General features: G+C 58.3%; 2 protein-coding genes. Both read left to right on the plus strand.

From position 1 onward, the window contains the following. Positions 1-122 precede the first annotated feature (122 nt). Positions 123-692 carry a manganese efflux pump MntP gene (locus tag L692_RS0101745; RefSeq protein WP_025696642.1) on the plus strand — a complete coding sequence of 190 codons (570 nt, stop codon included), beginning with the start codon at positions 123-125 and terminating at the stop codon, positions 690-692. 41 nt (positions 693-733) lie between these two features. Continuing rightward, positions 734-809, plus strand: a 76-nt coding sequence (locus L692_RS30970) for an arsenate reductase/protein-tyrosine-phosphatase family protein (protein WP_462937975.1), incomplete at its 3' end; no start/stop codon positions are given.

Below are 809 nucleotides of genomic sequence, written 5' to 3' on the forward strand. Positions count from 1 at the left end.
CGCCGCCGGCCGCATAATTGACGCCGAATAGCTCTGTTTTTCCAATTTCTAGAATGATTGTCCTCTTGTCCGCATATCGTGATTGTACAAGATATTCGGGACATGGAGGTATGGTGATGGGCATGGGAGAAGTATCGGCCGGATGGGGCCAGATCGTAACCATTGCAATCATGGCGCTTGCTCTTGGAATGGATGCCTTTTCGCTTGGCGTAGGAATCGGAATGAGAGGCATCCGTCTTCTTCATGTGCTGCAAATGAGCCTGCTCGTTGCTTTTTTTCATGTGCTGATGCCTCTGCTTGGGCTGGTTGCCGGAAGCTACATCGGACATTTGCTGGGCAGGGTGGCGGGAATTGCCGCCGGAGCGCTGCTGGTGGCGCTCGGCGGGCACATGGTGCTCGGCTCGTTCCGCACCGGGGAGAACGGCGGGATGAGGAGCGTCGACCACCGGACGCTTTGGGGGATGCTGCTCATTTCGCTCAGCGTCAGCATCGACTCGTTCTCGGTCGGCGTCTCGCTCGGCGTATTCGTGAGCAATGTGCTGCTGACGGTGCTGGCCTTCGGGGCCTGCGGCGGGCTGATGTCGATCTCCGGGCTGCTGCTTGGTCGGCGCGTAAGCCGAGGACTCGGAGAGTACGGGGAGGCGCTCGGCGGGGCGATCCTGCTCGGGTTTGGCTTGCTGTTCATCTTCTGATACAATAGCGGCAAAAGAATAATCCCATGGAGGTGATCTGCATGCTTCATGTTTTGTTCGTCTGCACCGGCAACACATGCCGCAGTCCCATGGCTGAAGGGCTCCTGCGCAAGCTGG

Source organism: Paenibacillus forsythiae T98, from assembly GCF_000520735.1.
Lineage (GTDB): Bacteria > Bacillota > Bacilli > Paenibacillales > Paenibacillaceae > Paenibacillus_AQ > Paenibacillus_AQ forsythiae.

Coding starts and splice junctions, on each gene's coding strand:
- L692_RS0101745 (WP_025696642.1), top strand. CDS start 123: ATGGGAGAAGTATCGGCCGGATGGGGCCAGATCGTAACCATTGCAATC.